Source organism: Pseudomonas sp. RAC1 (assembly GCF_030658255.1).
Lineage (GTDB): Bacteria > Pseudomonadota > Gammaproteobacteria > Pseudomonadales > Pseudomonadaceae > Aquipseudomonas > Aquipseudomonas boreofloridensis.
The window spans coordinates 70693-87514 of sequence record NZ_JAUTXS020000018.1 but is presented as its reverse complement, the minus strand read 5'-3'; the positions used below and the strand labels follow the sequence as shown (position 1 = coordinate 87514).

Sequence of the window (16822 nt, the reverse complement as noted above, 5' to 3'; positions counted from 1 at the left end):
GGGTCTCCCTTTCTGTCGTTACGCGAGCGGTCAGTCGAACAGACCGAAGGTCAGATAGCTGAACCAGGAGCGATCTTCGTCGGCATCCTTCGGACCTGCTGGCAGGATCGGATCGCCGTTCTCGTCCTTGGGCAGCAGTTCGGCTGGCATTTCCGAACGGGCGTCCTTGAACTGACGCACCACATCCTGGTTGGCGCGGGTTTCGCCCGGTGGCAGCGGGGTGTCGGTCTCGATCAAGCCCAGGGTGGCCTTGGACAGCCAGGAGCGGTCGTCATCGTCTTTTTGCTGCGGCACGAACTGGCCATCGACCAGGCTCGGGTGATTCGGGTAGTTGAGCTTGAGGGTTTCCAGGGTGGTGGCAGCCAACTCGTCCAGGTGCATCTTCTGGTAGGCCTCGGTCATCACGGCCAGACCATCGCCCACGGAAGGGGTTTCCTGGAAGTTTTCCACCACGTAGCGGCCACGGTTGGCGGCAGCGACGTAGGCCTCGCGGCTCAGGTAGTAGTCGGCGACATGGATCTCGTAGGAGGCCAGCAGGTTGCGCAGGTAGATCATGCGCTGCTTGGCGTCCGGGGCGTAGCGGCTGTTGGGGAAACGGCTGGTGAGCTGGGCGAACTCGTTGTAGGAGTCGCGGGCTGCGCCCGGGTCACGCTTGGTCATGTCCAGCGGCAGGAAGCGCGCCAGCAGGCCACGATCCTGGTCGAACGAGGTCAGGCCCTTGAGGTAGTAGGCGTAGTCGACGTTCGGGTGCTGGGGGTGCAGGCGAATGAAGCGCTCGGCGGCCGACTTGGCGGCTTCCGGCTCGGTGTTCTTGTAGTTGGCGTAGATCAGTTCGAGCTGGGCCTGGTCGGCGTAACGGCCGAACGGGTAGCGCGATTCCAGGGCCTTGAGCTTGTTCACGGCGCTGGTGAAGCTGTGGTTGTCCAGGTCGGCCTGCGCCTGCTGGTACAACTCGGCTTCGCTGAGGTTCTCGTCAATGACTTCCTTGTTCGAGGAACAGGCAGCGGTGAGCCCGAGGATGGCGATCAGCAGCAGGTGTTTCACTTGCATGGCGGCTTGCGTCCTTTGACGGCCGCTGTCTTGGGCGGTGCCGTCCTGTTATGATGAGCGCCCCCGGCGAACCCCGGGGCAAAAGAAGCCGTATTTAACCACAAGCACGCAGCCGAAACCAAAGGCTGTAAGCCCATCGATTCGAGCATGTCCGAGATCATTCAATTAAGTGCAGAGGTCCCGTCCGAACTGGGGGGGCAACGCCTCGACCAAGTCGCCGCCCAATTGTTCGACGAGTACTCGCGTTCGCGCCTGACTTCGTGGATCAAGGAAGGTCGCTTGACCGTCGATGGTGCGGTACTGCGCCCGCGCGACACCGTCCACAGTGGCTCGGTCCTGGCGCTCGAGGCTGAACAGGAAGCCCAGGGCGAGTGGGAGGCCGAGGACATTGCGCTGGACATCGTCTATGAAGACGATCAGATCCTGGTGATCAACAAACCGGCCGGGCTGGTGGTTCATCCGGCCGCCGGGCATGCCAGTGGCACCTTGCTCAACGCCTTGCTGCACCACGTGCCGGACATCGTCAACGTGCCGCGCGCCGGCATCGTTCATCGTCTGGACAAGGACACCACCGGCCTGATGGTGGTGGCCAAGACCCTGCAGGCGCAGATCAACCTGGTCGATCAGTTGCAGAAGCGCTCGGTGAGCCGCATCTACGAATGCATCGTGGTCGGCGTGGTCACCGCCGGCGGCAAGATCGACGCCCCCATCGGTCGTCATGGCGGCATGCGCCAGCGCATGGCGGTCACCGACGGTGGCAAACCGGCGGTCAGCCACTATCGCGTGCTCAAGCGCTTCCGCTCGCACACCCATGTGCGGGTCAAGCTGGAAACGGGGCGTACCCACCAGATCCGCGTGCACATGGCCCATGTCGGTTTCCCGTTGGTGGGCGACCAGACTTACGGCGGTCGCTTCCGCATCCCGCCGGCGGCCAGTGTGGCGATGGTCGAGGCGGTCAAGCATTTCCCTCGCCAGGCCCTGCATGCGCGCTTCCTGGCGCTGGACCATCCGGCCACGGGTGAGCGCATGGAGTGGAAGTCGCCACTGCCGGATGACTTCATGTGGCTGCTGTCGCTGCTGGATCAGGACCGCGAGAGCTTCATCGGATGAGTGAACTGACGCAATCGCTGATCAACCCCGACTGGCCGGCCCCGGCCTCGGTTCGCGCTTGCGTCACCACCCGCGATGGCGGCGTCAGCCTGCCGCCCTATGCCACCTTCAATCTGGGCGATCACGTCGGTGACGATCCGGCAGCGGTTGCCGAAAACCGTCGGCGTCTGCGCGACACGCTGGATACCCAACCCGTCTGGCTCCAGCAAGTGCACGGTACGCACGTGGCCGACGCCGACCCCGCTCACGTGGCGCAGGCCGATGCCAGTTGGACCGATCAGCCGGGCATCGCCTGTTGCGTGATGACTGCCGACTGCCTGCCGGTGCTGTTCTGCGACCGTGCCGGTACCCGTGTCGCCGCCGCCCACGCCGGCTGGCGTGGCTTGGCTGGCGGCGTGCTGGAAGCCACCCTCGAGCGCCTGGGGCTGGCGTCTGAGGAGGTGCTGGTGTGGCTCGGGCCGGCAATCGGTCCACACGCCTTCGAAGTCGGTCTGGAGGTGCGCGATGCATTTACCGACCTCCATCCGCACGCGGCCAGTGCCTTCGTGCCAGGCCAGCGCCCAGACAAACTGATGGCCGATATCTACGCGCTGGCGCGCATTCGCTTGGCCGCCTGCGGCGTCACTGCCGTATATGGCGGTGGTTTCTGCACGGTTAACGACCCCCGCTTCTTCTCCTATCGCCGTACCCCTCAAGGCGGGCGTTTCGCTTCGTTGGTCTGGTTGGCTGCTCGCTGACTGCGTTGGGTAATGCACCCGCTGTTCTATGACTCGCCATAGATCTCACTGATGCCTGTGAGTCTTGTTGCTTTTTGTCGTAGTCTTTTTCCCAGCAAGCGCGTTCATCTGCTTCAAACGCGGGGGAATTGTCGCTAGTCTCGCAGCACATCCGCGCCGTTACCTTCCTGTTCGAACGAGTCGGCCATGACAGATCTGTCCCGCATGCATGGAGTCGCCAGCGAGGCCCAGGGTCTGCGGGATGGGCGTTTCTTTCGCCCACCGCTACCGGAGGGGCATGTGCTGCGTGGCCGTCTGTGCCAGCGGTTGCAGGCCGGGTTGCAGGGGCGTCTGCTGCTGGTGAATGCGCCGGCAGGTTTTGGCAAGAGCTCGTTGGCGATCGAATTCTGCGAGCGCCTGCCGCAGCGCTGGCGCAGTCTATGGCTGGGTCTGAGTGCGCGCGATGCCGAGCCTGGTCGGTTTCTCGAGCGCCTGCTCGAAGGCCTGCAGCAGTGCTGTCCGGCGGTCGGCGGTCAGGCCATGGGTCTGCTGCGCATGCGCCAGCGCCATCAGCCGTTTGCCTATGAAGCGTGGCTGGACGGCCTGCTTGACGAACTGGCCCTGCACCTCGATGCCGAGATGCCGTTGCTGCTGGTGCTGGATGACTATCACCTGGCACAAGGGCCGGTGCTCGACCGCTGCCTGCAATTTCTGCTCAATCATCTGCCGTCGGGCTTGACGCTGCTGGTCACCAGCCGTCAGCGGCCGGATTGGCATCTGGCCCGGCTGCGCCTGTCGCGGCAGTTGGTCGAACTCAACGAACAGGACCTGCGCCTGACCCCTGACGAAGCCCTGGCGGTGATCGGGCGGCAGCCCACCGGTCTGCGCGGGCAAGCCTTGGACAACCTGATCCAGCGCAGCGATGGCTGGGTCGCCGGCCTGCGCTTCTGGCAACTGGCGGCCAGCGAGGCAGGCGAGGAACAGGCGCTGCCCCACGCCTTGCATGGCGCCCAGGGCCTGATTCGCGACTACCTGCTAGAGGAGGTGATCGAGATTCTGCCTGCGCAGGTTCAGGCCTTTCTCTACGACACCGCGTGTCAGGAGCGCTTTTGCAGCGACCTGTGCGATGCCCTGCGCGAGCGCCAGGACAGCGCCCAGATCCTCAGCTACCTCCAGGCCCACCAGGTGTTTCTGGTGCCATTGGATGAGCACGGACGCTGGTTTCGCTACCACCACCTGTTCTCCGACCTGCTGCGCAGCCGGCAGGTCAGCGACCCTTCGAGCGCCTCGCACCTGCGCGCCTGTCGCTGGTTCGAGCGCCAGGGGCTGCTCGACGAAGCCGTGGAGCAGGCGCTGCGTGCGGGGTCGCTGGAGGCCGCCGCCGAGCTGGTGCAGAGCCTTTCCGAGGAGCAACTGCTGGCCGAGCAGAACGTCGGTATGTTGCTGCGCTGGAAGATGGACCTGCCCGACAGCCTGCTGATCAGCACGCCGCGGCTGATCGTGCTGTACAGCTGGGCGCTGGGTCTGGCTTGCCAGCTCGATGCCGCCGAGGAGCTGGCAGCCCATCTCAGTCGTTTTCTGCCGGCGCCGTCAGCCACTGCACAACGGTCCATGCTCGCCCAGTGGCTGGCGCTCAGCGGTGTCATCGCGCGTGGTCGCGGAGATCGTCAGCGCACGCTGGCGTACTGTGAAGAAGCGCTGCACAGCCTGCCGTGCAAACGCTATGGGCAGCGCCTGGTGTGCCTGTCGACGTTGTCCAACCTGGCCATTGCCGATGGCGACTTCTGGCGGGCGCGGAGCTGGAACCGTGAGGCGTTGGAGTTGGCTCAGCGCGTCGGCAATCCCTTGTTCGAAGCGCTGGCGCACTACGACCGCGCCCGTGTGCTGCATGCCCGCGGCCAGGTGCTGCGGGCGTTGGACGAGGTGCAGAGCGGCTTGAAGCGACTGCAGGGGTTGTCGAGCCAGCGTCTGTATGCGGTGCGTGCTCGACTGGTGCTCTACGAAGGCTATCTGCAGGCTTCACGGCTGCAGCCTGAGCAGGGCCGTGTGCGCTTGCGCGCCGGGATCGCCGAGGCGCGCGCCTGTCGCGATATCAGCGTGTTGATCGGCCATTGCATGATCGCTTCGCTGGAGGGGCGGGAGGGTCGATTCACCGAGGCCTTTGCCGAACTGGCTGAGGCCGAGCGGCTGATGCATATCTGGGACGTCCCACCGATCTTCTATCTGGCGATGATCACCCTGATCAAATGCGAGCTGTGGCAGGCCCAGGGCCGCACCGACCTGGCCGAGTCCTGGCTGCAACGCCTGGGGCAGACCTACGGCGGTGAACAGGCGGCGGCAGCGCCGGAATTTCACCCCTTGCTGGCGCTGCACATCGACCTGCAACAGGCGTTGCTCGACGCCACCCTTGGGCGTACCGATGTGGCGGAGCAACGCCTGCGGGCGCTGATGAGGCAGGGTCAGGACACCGGCGGCTTGATGCTGGTGCTCAGTGCCGCGTGCCAGTTGATCAGCGTGTTACTGGGGCAAGGGCGTTGGCAGGAGGCGTCCGAGGTGGCCGGTCACGCCCTGCTGGCGGCCCGCGGCGGTGCGCTCTATCCCTTTCAGGCGCTGCTCGACGAGCACCCGGCCTGGCTGCGCGAGCTGCTCGATAAACTGCCGGCATGCCCCGTTCAGCGAGGACTGTTGGCGCGCCTGCCGCAGGCGCCTGTTCTGGGTGCGGTCGCCAGCGAGACCCTCAGCGGTCGCGAATTGGCGGTTCTGGAACTGATCGCCCAGGGCTGTTCCAACCAGCAGATCAGCGAGCGCCTGTTCATTTCCTTACACACGGTCAAAACCCACGCCAGTCACATCAACAGCAAGTTGGGCGTGGAGCGGCGTACCCAGGCGGTGGCCAGGGCCAAATCGTTGGGCTTGCTGGCCTAGGTGCGCGCGGCCCGTTAGGATGATGGCTAATAGCTATCCTGCTGCCGTCATCCTCGCCTCATCTTTTCCGACGCACGGCCGATACAGCAAAGCGCCGCAGTCAATTTCCCATTCCCCAATACAGGTCGTGTCGATGCTGCAGTACGGGCAAAAAAGCTTTCTGATCGTCGACGACTACACCGACTTTCGTACCTCCACGCGCTCGATGCTGCGCGAACTTGGCGTGCGCGACGTGGACACCGCCGACAGTGGCGAGCAGGCCCTGCGCATGTGCGCGCAGAAGCGCTACGACTTCGTCCTCCAGGACTTCCACCTGGGCGATGGCAAGAAGAATGGCCAGCAAGTGCTCGAAGACCTGCTGCTGGACAAGCTCATCAGCCATGAGTGCGTGTTCATCATGGTCACCGCCGAGAGCAGTCAGTCCATTGTGCTCAGTGCGCTGGAGCACGAACCCGATGCTTACCTGACCAAACCGTTCAACCGTGTGGGGCTGGCCCAGCGCCTGGAGAAACTGACGCAGCGCAAGACGCTGCTCAAGCCGATCCTCCAGGCCCTGGACCGGGGACGGCCGGCCGAAGTGCTGGCCGCCTGTGCGCAGTTGTGCAAGCAGGATCCGCGCTTCGCCCCGCTGTGCCTGCGCTATCGGGCAGACGCGCTGCGCGAGCTCAACCGCTTCGAAGAATTGGAGAAGTTCCTCACCAGTATCCTGGCCAGCCGCCCACAGCCCTGGGCCTATGCCGCCCTGGGCAGTCTGCTGCACAAGCGCGGTCAGCAGGACCAGGCCCAGGGTGTGTACGAGCAGGCCCTGAAGGCCTTCCCGATCATGCCTGCCTTGTACGACGGCATGGCCGAGGTGCTGGTGGCCAAGGGCGAGACCAAGCGTGCCCAGAACATGCTTGAAGAAGCCGTGCGCCTGTCGCCCTTGGCTGTTCGGCGTCAGGCGGCGCTGGGCAAGCTGGCGCTGGACAACGAGGACTTCGAAGGCGCCTCCAAGGCTTACCGACATGCGGTCAGTCAGGGGCAGAGCTCGCGCTACAAGGATGCCGAGAGCAACCTCGGCCTGGCCCAGGCGCTGATGAACAAGAACGTCGGTAATGGCCTGGATGCGCGCACCCGCGTGGAAATCAACAGCGTGCTCAGCGAAGTGGCCAAAGAGAATACCGAGGACCAGGGCTTGCAGGTGCGGGCGCGCCTGATGAAGGCCGCCAGTCTGCAGCAGGCGGGCGATGCGGAGACCGCCGCCAAGCTGACCGAGCAGGCCATGCAGCGGCTGGAGAAGATGGACCAATTCTTCTCGGTCGATGCGGCGCTGACCGTGGCCAGCCAGCTCAATGCGCTGGGCCAGGCATCGGCCGGCACCTCCATTCTCAAAGGCTGCGTGGAAACCTATGGTGACGATCCGAAGGTGATGCAGAGCGTGGCCAAGATCACTGACGATCCCACCGTGCTCGGCGCTGTGACCGAAGCCGTCGATCTCAACCGCCAAGGGGTGCGCAGCTACCAGGGCGGTCAATTGAACGAGGCCTTGGAGATGTTCCGCAAGGCACTCTCGCTGCAGCCGAAAAACATCAGTATCGCGCTCAACACCGCCCAGGCGCTGCTGCGCGTGGGGGGTGAAAGCCCGCCGGAGGCGATCATGCAGGAATGCCGCAACTGCCTGAACAGCGTGGCCGGCATTCCGGCCAGCGACAACCGCTTCGATCGCTACCGCAAACTGCATGTACGGGTGTTCGGGGCATGAGCCAGGATGAGCAGGGGCTGGACTTCTCCACGGTGATCGCCTCCACCGTCCATGACATGAAGAACTCGCTGTCGGCGCTGATCCAGGCCCATGACCAGTGGCTGGCGCGCCTGCCCGAAGAGGCGCGCAGCGGGAGCGAACAAGGGGTGATCGAGCATGAGTTCCGCCATCTGAACGGCATGCTGGTGCAGATGCTGGGGCTGTACAAATTGGGCATCAACCAATTGCCCATCTGTCCCGACTATCACGAGCTCGAGGACTTCGTCGAAGCGCAGTTGGCGCAGCAGCAGGAGGTCATTCGCCATCGCGACCTGCTGGCCACCTGGCGCATCGACAGCGAAAGCCCATTGGGTTTCTTCGACCGCGAACTGGTCGCCTCGGTGGTGGGCAATGTACTGACCAACGCCATTCGCCATGCCGGGCATGCCTTGCTGATCGGCGTCGAGCAGCAGGGCGAACAACTGGTGATCAGCGTCAACGACGACGGCGCCGGATACCCGCCCTACATGCTCGAACGTCAGCACGATTACATCCAGGGCATCGATGGGCGCAGCGGCAGTACCGGACTGGGCCTGTACTTCGCCGCCAGGATCGCCGCGCTGCATGAGCGTGACGGCGTGCGTGGGCGAATCGAGTTGGCCAATGGCGGTGCATTGGGTGGTGGGCTGTTCCGCTTGTACTTGCCCTGAGTGGTCTGTTGCGGTGAGTGTGCTTTCCTGAGTGGAGGTAGGCGTGTTCCGAAGATCCGGTCGCGCCCGCTCTATGAACGGCATTTCATGGAATCTTTGCGCTTCGCTGTGATCCAATCCCAGCAGAAACCTGCCTGCGATCCGCCGCACTTTCCGAACTTCACCAGGAGCTTGTCCATGTTCAACATGCGCCGTCTGATTATCGTCGCTACTACCGCTGCCCTGATGACCGGCTGTGCCGGGCAGAACCCCTACGACAACCAGGGGCAGGCCCAGGGTGACGGTTCCGGGATGAGCAAGACCGCCAAGTATGGTGGTCTGGGCGCCTTGGCCGGTGCGCTGGCCGGTGCCGCCATCGACCACAACCACCGTGGCAAGGGCGCGCTGATCGGTGCTGCCGCCGTGGGCGCCGCCGCGGCCGGCTATGGCTACTATGCCGACAAGCAGGAAGCCGAGCTGCGCGCGCAGATGGCCAATACGGGTGTCGAGGTGCAGCGCCAAGGCGACCAGATCAAGCTGATCATGCCGGGTAACATCACCTTCGCCACCGACTCGGCGAACATCGCCCCCAGCTTCTACACCCCGCTGAACAACCTCGCCAACTCGTTCAAGCAGTTCAACCAGAACACCATCGAAGTGGTCGGCTTCACCGACAGCACCGGCAGTCGCCAGCACAACATGGACCTGTCCCAGCGTCGTGCCCAGGCGGTCAGCACCTACCTGACGTCCCAAGGCGTGGATGCTTCGCGCGTGAGCGTGCGTGGCATGGGCCCGGACCAGCCGATTGCCAGCAACGCCGACGCCAATGGCCGTGCGCAGAACCGTCGCGTCGAGGTCAACCTCAAGCCGATTCCGGGTCAGCAGTATGACCAACAGGGCGCCGGCCAGCAGGGCACTGTCCAGCAGTATCCCTGATCCCAGGAAGGGGCCGCACTGCGGCCCCGATGTCTGATCACCGCACCTGACTGGCCTGGATGGCGGTCAAGGCGATGGTGTGTACGATGTCATCCACCTGTGCGCCGCGCGGCAAATCGTTCACCGGCTTGCGCAACCCCTGCAGCATGGGCCCCAGGCTGACCCCGTCCGTGCTGCGCTGCACGGCTTTGTGGGTGGTGTTGCCGGTGTTCAGGTCGGGGAAAACGAACACCGTCGCGCGCCCGGCCACCGCGCTGTTGGGCGCGAGCTGGCGGGCGACCTGCGGGTTGGCTGCTGCGTCGTATTGCAGAGGGCCGTCGATCAGCAGCCCCTGTTCGGTATCCTGGGCCAGGCGCGTGGCCTCCCGCACTTTCTCCACTTCCTCATCGCTCGCCGAATCGCTCGAATAGCTGATCATCGCCACCCGTGGAGCGATGCCGAAGGCCTGCGCCGATTCGGCGCTCTGCCGGGCGATCTCGGCCAGCTCGCTGGCGTTGGGGTGCGGGTTCATCACGCAGTCGCCGTACACCAGCACCTGCTCGGGAAACAGCATGAAGAATACCGAGGACACCAGGCTGGCGCCGGGCGCGGTCTTGATCAGTTGCAGGGCCGGGCGAATGGTGTTGGCCGTGGAGTGCACCAGGCCCGACACCAGGCCATCGACCTCGTCCAGGGCGAGCATCATGGTGCCGATCACCACCGGATCTTCCAGTTGTTGCTCGGCCATCGGCGCATTGAGGTTCTTGCTTTTGCGCAGGTCAACCATCGGCTGCACGTAGCGCGCGCGAATCAACTCGGGATCGAGTATTTCCAAGTCTGCCGGCAGGCTGATGCCTTGCGCGCGGGCTACGGCCTCGACGTCTTCGGGCTTGGCCAGCAGGACGCAGCGGGCGATGCCTCGGGCCTGGCAGATGGCAGCAGCCTGCACCAGCAACGGTTCGGCGCCTTCGGGCAGGACGATGCGCTTGTTGGCCTGCTGTGCGCGCTGGATCAACTGATAGCGGAATACCGCCGGCGACAGCCGCAGTTCACGGGGCGTGCCGCAGCGCTGGTGCAGCCAGGCGGCGTCCAGGCGGCTTGCGACGAAGTCGGTGATGAACTCGGCGCGGTCGCGATCGTCCACCGGGATTTCCCGGTTCAGCGAGTTCAGCAGGTTGGCGGTGTCGTAGGAGCCGGTGCTCACCGACAGAATCGGCAGGCCGGCCTGCAGCGCACCGCGGCACAGGCCGAGAATGCGCGCGTCCGGTTTGCTGTCGCTGGTCAGCAGCAGCCCGGCCAGCGGCACGCCATTGATCGCCGCCAGGCTCACCGCGAGGATGATGTCGTCGCGATCGCCTGGGGTCACCACCAAGGTGCCGGACGTCAGCAGCGGCACGGTATTGGCCACCGTGCGCGCGCAGAGGATGATCTTGTTCATGCGCCGCTGTTCGTAGTCGCCTGCATTGAGCACCTGGGCACCCAGCAGCTCGGCCACGTCACGGGTACGTGGCGCGTTCAGTTCGGGTTGATAGGGAATGCAGCCGAGCAGGCGGAAGTCGTCGCCGCGCAGCAGCGGCGAATGCTCGCGCAGGCGAGTGGCGAAGTCGCTCATGCTCTCGTCGGTACGCACCTTGTTGAGAATGACCCCGAGCACTTTCGGGTCGCGCGGGCCGCCGTACATCTGCGCCTGCAATTCGACCCGCCCCGAGAGCTCGCTGAGCACTTCGTTTTCCGGAGCCGATACCAGGATCACCTCAGCGTCCAGGCTCTTGGCCAGGTGCAGGTTGACCCGCGCCGCGTAGCTGGCGTGGCGAGTCGGCACCATGCCTTCGACCACCACCACGTCGTTGCCGACGCAGGCCTGCTGGTACAGGCGGATGATCTGCTCGAGCAGTTCGTCGAGCTGGCCGTCGCCGAGCATGCGCTCGACCTGGGCCAGGCTCAGCGGCGTCGGTGGCTTGATGCCGTGGGTGCGGGCGACCAGCTCGGTGGAGCGTTCCGGGCCGGTGTCACCGGGATGCGGCTGGGCGATCGGCTTGAAGAACCCGACCTTGAGCCCGCCGCGCTCGAGCGTGCGCACCAGGCCCAGGCTGATGGAGGTCAGGCCGACCCCGAAGTCGGTCGGCGCGATGAAAAATGTCTGCATGCGTGGCGTCTCGAATGAGCGGTGCAAGGAATCAACGGTCAAGGGTAGCGCCATCAGCCCCTCTCGCGCACCAGCCGCAGGTGAAGACCTGGCCGACACGGGCGGCGCGCTGCTCTGGGGCGAGCACCCAGGCTCGGTTCTGCCAGGGCGGCTGATGGCGCAAGTGCTGGGTATGGCCGCAGGACAGTGCCACCACCCAATGGCCGTTCTCGTCTTGCAGGAAGTCGACGATCCGACTGATGGGGCGTTCCCCCTCGGCTGCGCGTTCGCATTCGGGCGAACCCTTCGTTACACTTGTGCGCTCTACATACTTTTGCAAAAGGTCTTGCCCCATGCTGATCGCCGCCAACAAGGCAGTCTCCATCGACTATACCCTGACCAACGACGCCGGGGAGACCATCGACAGCTCCGCCGGTGGCGCGCCGCTGGTCTACCTGCACGGTGCCGCCAACATCATTCCGGGCCTGGAAAAGGCGCTGGAAGGCAAGCAGGCCGGTGATGAACTCACCGTTGCCATCGAGCCGGAAGAGGCCTACGGCGAGTACATGGCCGAGCTGGTCAGCACCCTGAACCGCAGCATGTTCGAAGGCGTCGACCAACTGGAAGTCGGCATGCAGTTCCACGCTTCGGCGCCGGACGGCCAGATGCAGATCGTCACCATCCGTGACCTCGATGGCGACGACGTCACCGTCGATGGCAACCACCCGCTGGCCGGCCAGCGCCTGAACTTCAAGGTCAAGGTGGTCAATGTGCGTGATGCCAGCGAGGAAGAACTCGCCCATGGCCACGTGCATGGCGAAGGTGGCCATCAGCACTGATTTCTCAGCTAAGCTCTGAGAGTCGTCAGGCGCTCGGGCAAGCCGACCCGCCCATCAAGGGAGGGTGAACGGCTTGGCCGAGCGCCTTTTTAGTGGGCGCCATTCGCCCCAGCGACCATCGGTCACCTGAGAGGGAAATCAACATGAGTGCATTTCACGGCCTGACGCTGAAGTCGCTCGACGGCGAGGACTTGCCTCTGGCGCCGTTCAAGGGGCAGGTCGTGCTGGTGGTGAACGTCGCCTCCAAGTGCGGCCTGACGCCCCAGTACGCGACACTGGAGAAGCTGTACCAGCAGTTCAAGGATCGAGGCTTTGCTGTGCTCGGCTTGCCCTGCAACCAGTTTGCCGGGCAGGAGCCAGGATCGGCGCAGGAGATCCAGGCGTTCTGCAGCCTGAACTACGTGGTCAGTTTCCCGCTCAGTGCCAAGCTTGAGGTCAATGGGCCCGAGCGTCACCCGCTGTACCGGCTACTGGCGGGCGAGGGCGCCGAGTTTCCGGGGGACATCACCTGGAATTTCGAGAAGTTTCTGGTCGGCAAGGACGGCCGTGTGCTGGCGCGTTTCGCCCCGCGCATCGCGCCGGACGAGCCGAGCGTGCTGCAGGCGATCGAGAAGGCGCTGGGCTGATCGCGCGCCGACCAGGCTGACGCTCAGTTGTTCGAGGCAGTCGAGCCCGGCTTTATTGCCAGCGGCTTGATTGCCTGGGCATCGTGGGTGGTGCTCGCCGCGCAGGCGGCATACAGATGACCTTCGAATTGCTCGACGATCGTCTGCCACCCTTGGCGGCTGGCGTGCTGGCGCGCATTGAGGCGCACGCGTCGCAGGGTTTCGTCGTCCTCGAGCAGCCAGCAGGCGGCGTCGATGAACGCCGGTTGATCGCCCGGCATGGCTAGCGCGCCGCTATGACCGTGTCGAATATGCTGGGCCGCGGCGGCTTCGTCGTAGGCGACCACTGCCAGGCCCGAGGCCAGCGCTTCGAGCACCACGTTGCCGAAGGTTTCAGTCAGGCTGGGAAACAGGAACAGGTCGCCACTGGCGTAATGCTGAGCCAGCACTTCGCCGCGTTGCGCGCCGCAGAAGATCGCCTCGGGCATCTGCTGTTGCAACTGCGCACGCTGCGGCCCGTCGCCCACCACGATCAGGCGCAGCTTTCGCTGTGGATGGGCCTGTTGCAGGGCGCGCAGGCAGGGTTGCAGCAGGGCCAGGTTCTTTTCCGCCGCCAGCCGCCCGACATGCAGCACCGCGATATCGTCCGCCGCCAACCCCCAGTGATCGCGCAGCGCTTGATCGCGCTTTGCCGGATTGAACAATTGTCCATCGACGCCGCGAGCCATCAATGCCAGACGCTCGAAGCCGCGCCGTTCCAGCTCCAGGCGCTGGCTGGCGCTGGGCACCAGGGTGGTGGCCGTGCGCCGATGGAACCAGCGCAGGTAATGCGTGAGCAGGCGGGCCAGCAGGCCCAGGCCGTATTGTCCGGAATACTGCGGGAAATTGGTGTGGAAGCCGCTGACCACGGCGATGCCCAGGCGTCGGGCCGCACGCAGGGCGCTAAGGCCCAGTGGGCCTTCGGTGGCGATGTACAGAACGTCCGGACGCTGCCGCCGCCAGCGCCGCCACAATTTGTGCATCGACACTTCGCCCCATTGCAGTCCCGGGTAGCCCGGTAGCGGCCAGCCACGGCACAGCAGCAGGCTATCGTCGGCGTTGGTGGCCATTTCGCCGGCCTGGCGCGGACGCACCACCTCGACCAGATGCCCGCGCAGACGCAGGCCATCGCTGAGCCGGCCCAGGGTGTTGGCCACGCCGTTTATCTCGGGTGGAAAGGTCTCGCTGACCAGGGTGACGCGTAGCGGCGGTGTATTCATGTGAAAAATTTTCCGCCTGCTTGATTGCCGTCATGTGACACAAAAATGATGGCCTTATGACGCCTGTTTTCCGGCACTTTTCCGCTGCGCAATTATTTGTTTTTCGGCGGTTCAAGACTGTCTTGTCTCCGCCGATGAAGATGCCATTGGCGGGCGCGTGCGCTCGGGGAGAGCGGTGATGTTCAATAGCAAACTGAAGCAAGAAATCCAGCAACTGCGCGAGGAGCTGCAATCCATCGAGCAGATCAAGAACAGCCTCGACAGCGAAATGCTCGTGCTGCAACTCGACCCCAAAGGGCGCATCGAGTCGGCCAACGGCAATTTCGAGAAGGAGATGCTCTACACCCGTGATCGCCTGATCGGCCGCAACATCGAGGACATCGTTCCCGAGCATGTGAAGTCGCTGGATTTCTATCAGCGCATGAACACCGCCATCACCCGTGGCGAGCACCTGAACGGTGCCTTCCGTCTGCTGCGTGGCAACGGTGAGGAGGCTTGGCTGCGCTCGATCCTGCAACCGGTCAAGGGCACCGACGGGCGTATCCAGTGCTTCAGCCTGCATTCGAGCGACCTGACGCGTACCATCAAGACGTCGCGTGAGCACGAAAGCCTGATCAAGGCATTGATGCGCTCCACGGCAGTGATCGAGTTCAATCTCGACGGCATCGTGCTCACTGCCAACGACCGTTTCCTGCACGCGATGGGCTACAGCCTCGAGCAGATCCGCGGCAAGCATCACCGCCTGTTCTGCGAACCCGAGGAAGCCAATTCGGCGGCCTACCAGCAATTCTGGGACAAGCTGCGCCGCGGTGAATTCGTGGTCGAGCGCTTCAAGCGCATCGACGCCCACGGGCGGGTTGTCTGGCTGGAGGCGTCTTACAACCCGATCATCGATGCCCATGATGTGCTGTACAAGGTGGTCAAGTTCGCCACCGTGATCACCGATCAGGTGAATCAGGAGATGGCCGTGGCGCGGGCCGCCGACATGGCCTACGGCACCTCCCAGGACACCGATGCCGCCGCGCGCAAGGCGACCGAGGTGGTGACCCAGACCTTCGAGGTGATGCGTGGCCTGGAGCGCTCCATGCAGGAGGCGGCCGAAGGCATTCAGGCGCTGGACAAGCAGTCGAAGGTGATCGGTTCGATCATCAAGACCATCAGCGACATCGCCGGGCAGACCAACCTCCTGGCGCTCAACGCGGCAATCGAAGCAGCGCGCGCTGGCGAGCAGGGCAGGGGCTTTGCCGTGGTCGCCGACGAGGTCCGCCAACTGGCCTCGCGTACCAGCAGCGCCACCGAGGAAATCGCCCGCGTGGTGCAGCAGAACGAGCAGTTGGCCCAGGCGGCGGTGGACATCATCGACACCAGCAAGCGTCAGGCCGAGCAAGGCCTGGCACTGGCCGATGAGACCGGCCAGGTGATCGTGGAGATTCAGGATGGGGCGCGGCAAGTGGTCAGCGCGGTGGGGCAGTTTTCCAATCAGTTGAGCCACTGACCCACTGACCGCCTGGCGCGGGGGCGGACCCCGCGCCGGGCACCCAGCCGAGCGGCCGGGTAAGAGCTGGCTTCAGAGGTTGTACTTGTCTTCGACTTTGCGTTTGTCGAGCGTGTACTGCTTCAAGTCGATGGCGTCGGACTCGAGTTGAGCATCCAACCGCTCCATCTCTTGTTTTTTCAATGCCGAGACACGGGTTTTGGTCGCTTGGTAGTTGATGGCTTCTGCCGCATCGTAGCCACTGACCGGGTCCCACAAAATCGACAGAGGCCAGAACAGCAGGTTGACCACGCCATAACCATAGGCCCGGCCGTAGAATGAACCCCCGCCTGGCAGCAGGCCCAGACCGGCAGCAAGACCGGGTTTCTTTTCTTCGACCGCAAGGTTGCGGGCGCGATAGCCGTTCAGCTCCGCTTCCTGGGCCGAGTTCAGGCCCGATGCACAGCCGGTGGTCATGGCAATCAGCGCGGCAGCGGTCAAATTTCTAACTGTGGACATCCAACTTTTCCTAAGTGTAAGTACGTTTCTAGCGCGCAACCTGCGTCGCGGCGCGCAACTTTACACGGATAAGTGGCTCATTGATATCATTCTGCCCCGGCGGGTGCTGTTTGCCCTCAAGCGCCAGTCACCGCCTTCGGACCGCGCTCGCGCACCCAGAACACCGTCGCCCCCGCCACCGCCGCCGGCATCATCAGCACGTTCACACCCGGAACCAACAGCGCCAGGTAGGTGATGCCGCCAAAGCCCAGGCTCTGCCAGCGCTTCTGGCGCAGCCAGGCGAGCATGTCCTGCCAGCTCATCTTGTTGTTGTCGGCCGGGTAGTCGATGTACTGGATGGCCATCATCCACACACCGAATACCAGCCACAGCGGCGCGGCGACCACGTTCACCACTGGAATCAGCGACAGGATGAACAGTCCGATGGCCCGTGGCAGGAAGTAGCCGAGCTTGCGCATCTCGCGGCCAAGCGTGCGCGGCACCATGGCCATTAGCTCGCCCCAACTGAACGCCGGAAAGTGGTCTTCGCCGCGTACCACCACTTCCACCTTCTCGGCCAGGAAGCCGTTGAACGGTGCTGCGATGATGTTGGCCAGCAGGGTGAAGGTGAAGAACACCATCAGGACCACCAGCACGACGAACAGTGGCCAGAGAATGTAGGTGAGAAAGCTCAGCCAACTGGGCAGGGTCGGCATCAGTGTGTCGACCCACAGGCTGAACTGATGGCCGGCGAAGTAGATCAGGCCGCCGAACAGCAGGATGTTGATCGCCAACGGCAGCAGCACGAACAGGCGCAGGCTGGGGCTCAGGACCAGCTTCAGGCCTTCGCGCAGGTACTGCGGGCCGGACAGGACGGGGGCTTGCATCGAAAGGCTC

At 64.2% G+C, this 16822-nt stretch carries 15 protein-coding genes; 9 read left to right on the top strand and 6 right to left on the bottom strand.

The genetic code is table 11. The features are described from left to right. Window positions 1-30: 30 nt before the first annotated feature. Window positions 31-1050 (bottom strand): outer membrane protein assembly factor BamD, encoded by a 1020-nt coding sequence (locus Q7C30_RS04105; protein WP_317870752.1) that lies wholly within the window; start codon window positions 1048-1050, stop codon window positions 31-33. Between the two features lie 147 nt (window positions 1051-1197). Between Q7C30_RS04105 and rluD the strand changes: the two genes are divergently transcribed. From rluD to Q7C30_RS04075, 6 genes are all read left to right on the top strand, one after another. Next, window positions 1198-2160: a 23S rRNA pseudouridine(1911/1915/1917) synthase RluD gene (gene rluD, locus Q7C30_RS04100; protein WP_317870751.1), complete on the top strand. Its 963-nt coding sequence runs from the start codon at window positions 1198-1200 to the stop codon at window positions 2158-2160. Next, window positions 2157-2897 (top strand): peptidoglycan editing factor PgeF, encoded by a 741-nt coding sequence (pgeF, locus tag Q7C30_RS04095; RefSeq protein WP_317870750.1) that lies wholly within the window; start codon window positions 2157-2159, stop codon window positions 2895-2897. The genes rluD and pgeF overlap by 4 nt, the downstream gene beginning before the upstream one ends. Before the next feature lie 186 nt (window positions 2898-3083). After that, on the top strand, window positions 3084-5801 hold the full coding sequence (locus Q7C30_RS04090) for a LuxR C-terminal-related transcriptional regulator (protein ID WP_317870749.1): 2718 nt from the start codon (window positions 3084-3086) through the stop codon (window positions 5799-5801). A 133-nt stretch (window positions 5802-5934) separates the two neighbouring features. Then, window positions 5935-7542 (top strand): response regulator, encoded by a 1608-nt coding sequence (locus Q7C30_RS04085; protein ID WP_317870748.1) that lies wholly within the window; start codon window positions 5935-5937, stop codon window positions 7540-7542. Next, a complete protein-coding gene (locus Q7C30_RS04080; RefSeq protein ID WP_029614588.1) occupies window positions 7539-8231 on the top strand; it encodes a HAMP domain-containing sensor histidine kinase in 693 nt (230 codons plus the stop codon). Before Q7C30_RS04085 ends, Q7C30_RS04080 begins: the two co-directional genes overlap by 4 nt. A gap of 177 nt (window positions 8232-8408) precedes the next feature. After that, a complete protein-coding gene (locus Q7C30_RS04075; protein WP_039575305.1) occupies window positions 8409-9146 on the top strand; it encodes an OmpA family protein in 738 nt (245 codons plus the stop codon). Between the two features lie 37 nt (window positions 9147-9183). Here the strand turns inward: Q7C30_RS04075 and pta are convergent, their stop codons facing one another. Both pta and Q7C30_RS04065 read right to left on the bottom strand, forming a co-directional pair. Next, on the bottom strand, window positions 9184-11271 hold the full coding sequence (pta, locus tag Q7C30_RS04070) for a phosphate acetyltransferase (protein WP_295488054.1): 2088 nt from the start codon (window positions 11269-11271) through the stop codon (window positions 9184-9186). Window positions 11272-11302: 31 nt separating this feature from the next. After that, on the bottom strand, window positions 11303-11605 hold the full coding sequence (locus Q7C30_RS04065) for a DUF3565 domain-containing protein (protein WP_317870763.1): 303 nt from the start codon (window positions 11603-11605) through the stop codon (window positions 11303-11305). Between Q7C30_RS04065 and Q7C30_RS04060 the strand changes: the two genes are divergently transcribed. Beyond that, the gene (locus Q7C30_RS04060) at window positions 11604-12089 is read left to right on the top strand and encodes a peptidylprolyl isomerase (protein WP_039575313.1); all 486 of its coding nucleotides are present in this window, start codon (window positions 11604-11606) and stop codon (window positions 12087-12089) included. The genes Q7C30_RS04065 and Q7C30_RS04060 overlap by 2 nt on opposite strands. Window positions 12090-12232: 143 nt before the next feature. Next, a complete protein-coding gene (locus tag Q7C30_RS04055) occupies window positions 12233-12715 on the top strand; it encodes a glutathione peroxidase (RefSeq protein WP_317870747.1) in 483 nt (160 codons plus the stop codon). Window positions 12716-12738: 23 nt separating this feature from the next. Here Q7C30_RS04055 and Q7C30_RS04050 read toward each other — a convergent pair whose 3' ends face one another. Next, a complete protein-coding gene (locus tag Q7C30_RS04050) occupies window positions 12739-13953 on the bottom strand; it encodes a glycosyltransferase family 1 protein (RefSeq protein ID WP_317870746.1) in 1215 nt (404 codons plus the stop codon). Window positions 13954-14131: 178 nt separating this feature from the next. Here Q7C30_RS04050 and Q7C30_RS04045 point away from each other — a divergent pair, with 178 nt between their 5' ends. Further along, window positions 14132-15448: a PAS domain-containing methyl-accepting chemotaxis protein gene (locus Q7C30_RS04045; RefSeq protein ID WP_317870745.1), complete on the top strand. Its 1317-nt coding sequence runs from the start codon at window positions 14132-14134 to the stop codon at window positions 15446-15448. A 72-nt stretch (window positions 15449-15520) separates the two neighbouring features. Here the strand turns inward: Q7C30_RS04045 and Q7C30_RS04040 are convergent, their stop codons facing one another. Both Q7C30_RS04040 and cysZ read right to left on the bottom strand, forming a co-directional pair. Beyond that, a complete protein-coding gene (locus Q7C30_RS04040) occupies window positions 15521-15946 on the bottom strand; it encodes a hypothetical protein (protein WP_317870744.1) in 426 nt (141 codons plus the stop codon). 116 nt (window positions 15947-16062) lie between these two features. After that, on the bottom strand, window positions 16063-16812 hold the full coding sequence (cysZ, locus tag Q7C30_RS04035; RefSeq protein WP_317870743.1) for a sulfate transporter CysZ: 750 nt from the start codon (window positions 16810-16812) through the stop codon (window positions 16063-16065). Window positions 16813-16822: the final 10 nt, after the last annotated feature.

Excerpts from the sequence above, each read along its gene's own strand:
- Q7C30_RS04080 (WP_029614588.1), top strand. The coding sequence starts at position 7,539 with ATGAGCCAGGATGAGCAGGGGCTGGACTTCTCCACGGTGATCGCCTCC.
- Q7C30_RS04065 (WP_317870763.1), bottom strand. The coding sequence starts at position 11,605 with ATGGGGCAAGACCTTTTGCAAAAGTATGTAGAGCGCACAAGTGTAACG.
- Q7C30_RS04060 (WP_039575313.1), top strand. The coding sequence starts at position 11,604 with ATGCTGATCGCCGCCAACAAGGCAGTCTCCATCGACTATACCCTGACC.
- pgeF (WP_317870750.1), top strand. The coding sequence starts at position 2,157 with ATGAGTGAACTGACGCAATCGCTGATCAACCCCGACTGGCCGGCCCCG.
- rluD (WP_317870751.1), top strand. The coding sequence starts at position 1,198 with ATGTCCGAGATCATTCAATTAAGTGCAGAGGTCCCGTCCGAACTGGGG.
- Q7C30_RS04045 (WP_317870745.1), top strand. The coding sequence starts at position 14,132 with ATGTTCAATAGCAAACTGAAGCAAGAAATCCAGCAACTGCGCGAGGAG.
- Q7C30_RS04050 (WP_317870746.1), bottom strand. The coding sequence starts at position 13,953 with ATGAATACACCGCCGCTACGCGTCACCCTGGTCAGCGAGACCTTTCCA.
- Q7C30_RS04055 (WP_317870747.1), top strand. The coding sequence starts at position 12,233 with ATGAGTGCATTTCACGGCCTGACGCTGAAGTCGCTCGACGGCGAGGAC.
- Q7C30_RS04105 (WP_317870752.1), bottom strand. The coding sequence starts at position 1,050 with ATGCAAGTGAAACACCTGCTGCTGATCGCCATCCTCGGGCTCACCGCT.
- pta (WP_295488054.1), bottom strand. The coding sequence starts at position 11,271 with ATGCAGACATTTTTCATCGCGCCGACCGACTTCGGGGTCGGCCTGACC.
- Q7C30_RS04040 (WP_317870744.1), bottom strand. The coding sequence starts at position 15,946 with ATGTCCACAGTTAGAAATTTGACCGCTGCCGCGCTGATTGCCATGACC.
- Q7C30_RS04090 (WP_317870749.1), top strand. The coding sequence starts at position 3,084 with ATGACAGATCTGTCCCGCATGCATGGAGTCGCCAGCGAGGCCCAGGGT.
- Q7C30_RS04075 (WP_039575305.1), top strand. The coding sequence starts at position 8,409 with ATGTTCAACATGCGCCGTCTGATTATCGTCGCTACTACCGCTGCCCTG.
- Q7C30_RS04085 (WP_317870748.1), top strand. The coding sequence starts at position 5,935 with ATGCTGCAGTACGGGCAAAAAAGCTTTCTGATCGTCGACGACTACACC.
- cysZ (WP_317870743.1), bottom strand. The coding sequence starts at position 16,812 with ATGCAAGCCCCCGTCCTGTCCGGCCCGCAGTACCTGCGCGAAGGCCTG.